This is a genomic window from uncultured Microscilla sp. (genome assembly GCF_947493425.1).
GTDB lineage: Bacteria > Bacteroidota > Bacteroidia > Cytophagales > Microscillaceae > Microscilla.
In genome coordinates this window covers 1-5,511 of record NZ_CANLRP010000291.1, presented here as the reverse complement: position 1 = coordinate 5,511, position 5,511 = coordinate 1, and the positions used below count along the sequence as shown (strand labels likewise).

At 39.2% G+C, this 5,511-nt stretch carries 2 protein-coding genes; both read left to right on the top strand.

Annotated features, from left to right (window positions below):
• Nucleotides 1-524: 524 nt before the first annotated feature.
• Complete coding sequence (locus tag Q0954_RS32565) at nt 525-2,459, top strand: SpoIIE family protein phosphatase (protein ID WP_299465759.1); 1,935 nt, start codon at nt 525-527, stop codon at nt 2,457-2,459.
• Between the two features lie 691 nt (nt 2,460-3,150).
• Complete coding sequence (locus tag Q0954_RS32560) at nt 3,151-5,349, top strand: fibronectin type III domain-containing protein (protein WP_299465756.1); 2,199 nt, start codon at nt 3,151-3,153, stop codon at nt 5,347-5,349.
• The last annotated feature ends 162 nt before the right edge of the window (nt 5,350-5,511 follow it).

The window sequence follows — 5,511 nt, the reverse complement described above, 5'->3', positions numbered from 1 at the left end:
GCGAAGAAAGAAACGAAGAAGAAGGGTTAGTTGGGAAATTTTACAGCCTAAAGCTTTCAAGAAGTTACCAATTTCAGGATACGTTGATTTTCAGTTATTTATAAACTCGATAGATGGAAATCAACAATGCTAATGCCTTTATAGTTCTCATAAAACACTCCGTTCAATTTGCATGTTGAGCGGGGTGTTTTTTGGTTTAATTATCATTTTACAATAACCACCCGTTCTTTTAAGTCTAGTTTTGAATCAAGGTAAACCTTGTGACTTGCTTGCGCAGCAAAGTAGATCGCATTAAGCATCCAAAACTTTTGTAAAGTACTTGCGAAGGTGCTGCATTCACAATAAAAAAAGAAAGGCTTGGCACAACGAGAGAGCATAGCCCTTTGGCAGCGCGTAGTATTAAGATAATATGAAGAATGGAAGGTTGCGCTGTTTTAACCAAAATAAGGTCGTATTTTTGTGGCAGTTGGAAACGAAAAACTGATACGAAAAGTATATACTACTATACATTAATTAATTGACCAATGTTGTCATACTTCAATACTATAAGAGCCAAAATGCTTGCCTCTTTCTTTTTCTTTTTGGTCATTATCCTGTTTATTTCTTTAATAAATATATGGTTTGATATAAAAGAAGCGCGAATAAACGCCCTGCTGGATAAGCTTGCCGAGGTAAACCGCGACATGCAGGCGAGCAATAAGCTGGAAAAAGGGTTTTATGAAAATGAAACCATCAACCCTACCTTTTATAAAACAGGCAAAAGTGCCTACTTGCTTGACCACCGCAAAACCATTGAACATATTCGCCAAAACCTCGACACCCTCAAACGCACCCAAGGCTTATATGCTGGAAGCAGGGTTGACTCGCTCACTCGCTTGTTTAATCAATATGAAACATTGTTCGAAAAGATAGTAAAAGAAACCAAGTATAGGGGGTTTAAAGACCATGGGCTGGTAGGCAAAATGCGCCAGTACATTCATTATATAGAAGCTCATCAACAACCGCTAGACCTTGCCAAAATATTGATGATACGCCGCCATGAAAAGGATTTTATTATTAGGCGTGACTTGCGTTATACCACCAAAATGGATACTGCCGTGCAACTGCTCAAGGCAGATATTGAACAAAACATTACACAAAGCAACCAGCGCCAAGAGCTATTGGTGGCACTGAACAATTATGCCCAGACTTTTGAAGAATTGGTAAAAACCGATCAGGTAATTGGCTTAAACGACAAAACAGGCATTAAAGTAAGGTTGATAGAAATTTCGGGTGCACTGGATCAAGTAATATTGAATTTTAACCAGCACATTCGAGCCCGCGCCAAGGTGCTCAAAAGTCAAAATAAGTGGTTGCTGTCTACAGTCATGATGCTGGGTGTGGGAGTAATGGTGTTTTTGGCGTTCTTTCTTACCCGCATTTTGAGCCGTCCCATTCATCGTTTGTCGCGTTCTATCCATACCATTATTCAAAATGATTTTTCGAAAGAGGTAGCTTTTGAGAAAGTAAAAACCAACGACGAGATAGGGCGTTTGTCGAAAGACTTTCATTTAATGCTAAAAAAGATGCATCATAGCATTGATAAGGTCAAAAAAAGTTCAGAAGAAATTAAGCGTAAGCGCGACTTGTTGTTGAACAGCATCAACTACGCCCGCAAAATTCAGGGAGCTATTTTGCCCACCGAAGAGGAAATACAAGCCTATTTTCCCGAAAACTTTGTCATTTATTCGCCTATGCACGTGGTTTCGGGCGATTTTTACTGGATAGGCAAACGCAAGAAAAAGTTGTTTTTGGCAGTAGTAGATTGCACTGGGCACGGGGTGCCGGGTGGATTTATGAGTATGATTGGTACTATTTTACTCAATGAAATCATCATTCAACACAAAACCTTTGCTCCAGCACAAGTACTGGAACAACTCGACAAAGAAATACACCTCGCCTTGCGGCAAGACCAAAACCTAAACAATGACGGCATGGACTTGAGCTTGTTGATGATAGAAAAAACAGAGGAAGAGGCTGACAAAGGTTTGCCCGAAAACCTGGAAAATATGGCGGTATTGCTAGAGCAAGTACAGCAAAACCTTCCACAAAACTCTTTTAAGGTTACTTTTGCTGGTGCCAAAAATTCGCTTTTTTATGTCCAAGAGAATGAATTACACGAAATTAAAGGTACCCGGCGCTCTATAGGGGGGCGAAAGCCTTTGCATAAAGATGTTTTTCAAGACCACGAACTATTACTTGAACCAGGAACCAACCTTTATTTTACCACAGATGGCTTACTTGACCAACACAATCAAGCCCGTAAAAAATATACTAAAAAACGTTTTGTGAAAGTAATAAATTCTCATAGAGAAAAAACAATGCTAGAGCAACAAGAGGCACTCCAAAGCGATATGTATGAGCATATGGGTACCGAACCCCAACGGGACGATATTACAGTGCTGGGGATTAGGTTATAGACAAGGTATTTGCCTCAAAAAACTCTTGATTGTCGCCTGTATATTGACAATAAAAGTCTACCAAAGAATAAAGATTAAAGTAAGTATCACTTGAGGGGAAATAAGTGTTTTTCATTAAAAATGAGTAAAAGTTGCTAAAAAATCATCCTACATCAGTTTTTTTGCGTATAATATAAATACTTTTTTTAGGATAAATATTACGAACATGCCTGAAAGAAGCATAATTAGCTTTTGGGCAAGTCAACTATCCCATAAACCAAGGCCTATCTAAATACTCACCAAGCATTCTGATCTTTGTAAGCGTTTAAAAATCAACTGTATATGCTTACTCAATATCTTATCTTATCTAAGTAAACACAAACATTGTATTTTTTTATCCAACCGGAAACACCCTCGTGTATTTTTAACTTCAGCCAGCCATTGTGTAATAATTTGGCTTATATATTACAACAAAAAGCCTTTTTGTCTAGTTATCAGGCAGCAAATAGAGGGTCACATATTCCTATAAAAACCCATGAAGAGTGTAAATTTGCATGTGTTTTATACAAATAAGCACTTTTATTCCTTCAGCCAAAGCAACTTCAACGAACTATTATCAGGTTTCAAATACAATTACATATTAATCCAAAACCAAGTACAATTCCTAACAACGTTCCTTTCTATTCAGTGTACAAAAACTACAAGGTCAAATATGTTTAAAATCGCTAAACTTAGTTTATTATTATTTATCACAAGTAGCTTTTTCTATAGTTGTTCTTTATTCGAAAAAGAGTTTATTCTCCCTGTACCTATAGCTGCCGAAGCAGAGAATGTAGGGGTGATTGGTTTTAAAGCACAATGGAACAAAGTTACTGGTGCAGGTAGTTACGAAATAGACCTGGCACTTGACGAAGATTTCAGTCAGTTTGTAGATGGTTATCAGGCAAAAAAAATTGTAGAAGAAGGGCTCACCATTGACAATTTAGAAGCCAACACTACTTATTATTATCGGGTAAGGGCCAACATATCTAGTCAAATTTCTCAAAACTCCAATGTAATAGCTGTCACTACCGAGGCATTGAATACCCCCATAGTATACCCTGCTACCGAGGTTTCGGCCACTGGTTTTCGGTTACACTGGAAAAAAATGCCCATTGTAACCGCTTATTTGCTGGATGTAGCACTTGACGAAAGTTTTACAAAGTTTATTGATGGCTACCAAGGGCATGAAGTAGTAGCCGATACTCATTTGCTGATAAGCAATGTTACTGTAAACAAGCAATATTTTTATAGAGTCAGGGTAAAACAATCTAATTCACTGTCTGAGTACTCTAATACCACATCGGTGTTTACTACTACTCTGCCCAGCCCTGAATCTTTGTCTGCCTCCGAGATAGAATATACAAGTTTTGTGGCCAATTGGAAGGCGATGCCTGAAGCTGATTCTTATCAATTAGATGTGGCTACTGACCCATTGTTTGAGAGCATCTTGCCCAAATACAACAACTTGAACTTGACCGCCAATCGCTTAGTTATCATTAACCTTGACGCCAACCAAACATACTATTATCGGGTAAGGGCGCTTAACAGCGAAACCAGGTCTAATTACTCTAAGGTAATTACGGTAAATACCAGCAACCTGGCTACTCCGGTAGCCACTGCTGCCAACAACATAGAGAGCGGAGGGTTTAGAGCAAACTGGCAAACAGTAGCCAATGCTTCGTCGTATTTGTTAGATGTGGCACTTGACCCAGGCTTTAGCCAAATACTACCAGCATACAACAACCTGGCAGTTATTGATAATTATTTAGACATTACTTCGCTTAATGCCAGTACCACTTATTATTACCGGGTAAGGGCACAAGGGCTCAATGCAGTGTCTGACAACTCAAATGTGATTACTGTCAGCACTGGTTTATTACCCGCCCCGGTAGCCAATGCTGCCAGCAGTCAAAAGGCATTCGAGTTTACTGCCAACTGGACAGCACAGGCTGATATTACGGTATACTTGTTAGATGTAGCCACTGATGCTTCTTTTACTAATTTTATAGCAGGGTATCAAGACAAGGAGGTAACTGGTACCTCGCATACCATAGAGGATTTAGATTTTAAAACGACCTACTACTACCGCTTACGCGCCAAACGTTTTGGCAAAGAATCGGCTTACTCCAACGTGGTAGAAGTAAGCCCGTGCATTGGCAATGCCTGTAAACTTGCCAAGATAGACTATTTTACGGGTAGCTCTTCCAGTAACCGGAGTCAAACCTTTAGTTATGATGCACAACACCGTTTGTCAGAGATTCACTACCATAACAGAAGCGCTGATGTCAGGTTTCGGGTTGATTATAACGCAGATGGTACCATCAAAAGCGTAAACCAGTATTATAATGGTAGCATGTATACACAACATATTTATACATACAGTGGTGGGCTACTGCAATCAATAGCACAACAAAACAGCTCTGGGGGATTTATGGAACTGTGGGAATTTGGGTATGATGCGCAAGGGCAACGTAACTCATGGATTATCTATGACGACCCGGCAAAAACTACGGTAGAAGCTAATTTTACTTATATAAGAGATGCTGAAGGTAATGTAATTACCGTAAACAGGTTTGGGAGTTTGTTTAGAACATACAATTATATAGGTGGCTTAAGCCCATTGGCCTTGTTTAACCCTGACTTGTGCTTTTTTATAGGCACCAATCGTGACCAATGGACCACTGAAGCATCTTCATCTTTCCCTGAAGACAACGAGTTTAGAGGCTTCTTGCCTATTCACAATATCCAAAGCGAAACATTGGTTAGTAGCACCGAGGTATTTATATTTAGCCTCAATAGCAAAGATGTGGCAGAAAACCAACAAGGGTATTTCTCGGCAGTTTATACTATGCAGGGTTGTGGTTTCTAATAAACAGGGCCTCTATCAATATTAACAAAAAATGGAAGCAAGTTGAGTTGCTTCCATTTTTTGTTTCTTCCCTAGCCATACCTGACAGGTAGGCTGTTAAGAATCTGGTAATTTCTTCCCCTCATTTTTCCCAAAGATTTTCCGTCTTTGTTGGGCAATTGA

Excerpts from the sequence above, each read along its gene's own strand:
- Q0954_RS32565 (WP_299465759.1), top strand. The coding sequence starts at position 525 with ATGTTGTCATACTTCAATACTATAAGAGCCAAAATGCTTGCCTCTTTC.
- Q0954_RS32560 (WP_299465756.1), top strand. The coding sequence starts at position 3,151 with ATGTTTAAAATCGCTAAACTTAGTTTATTATTATTTATCACAAGTAGC.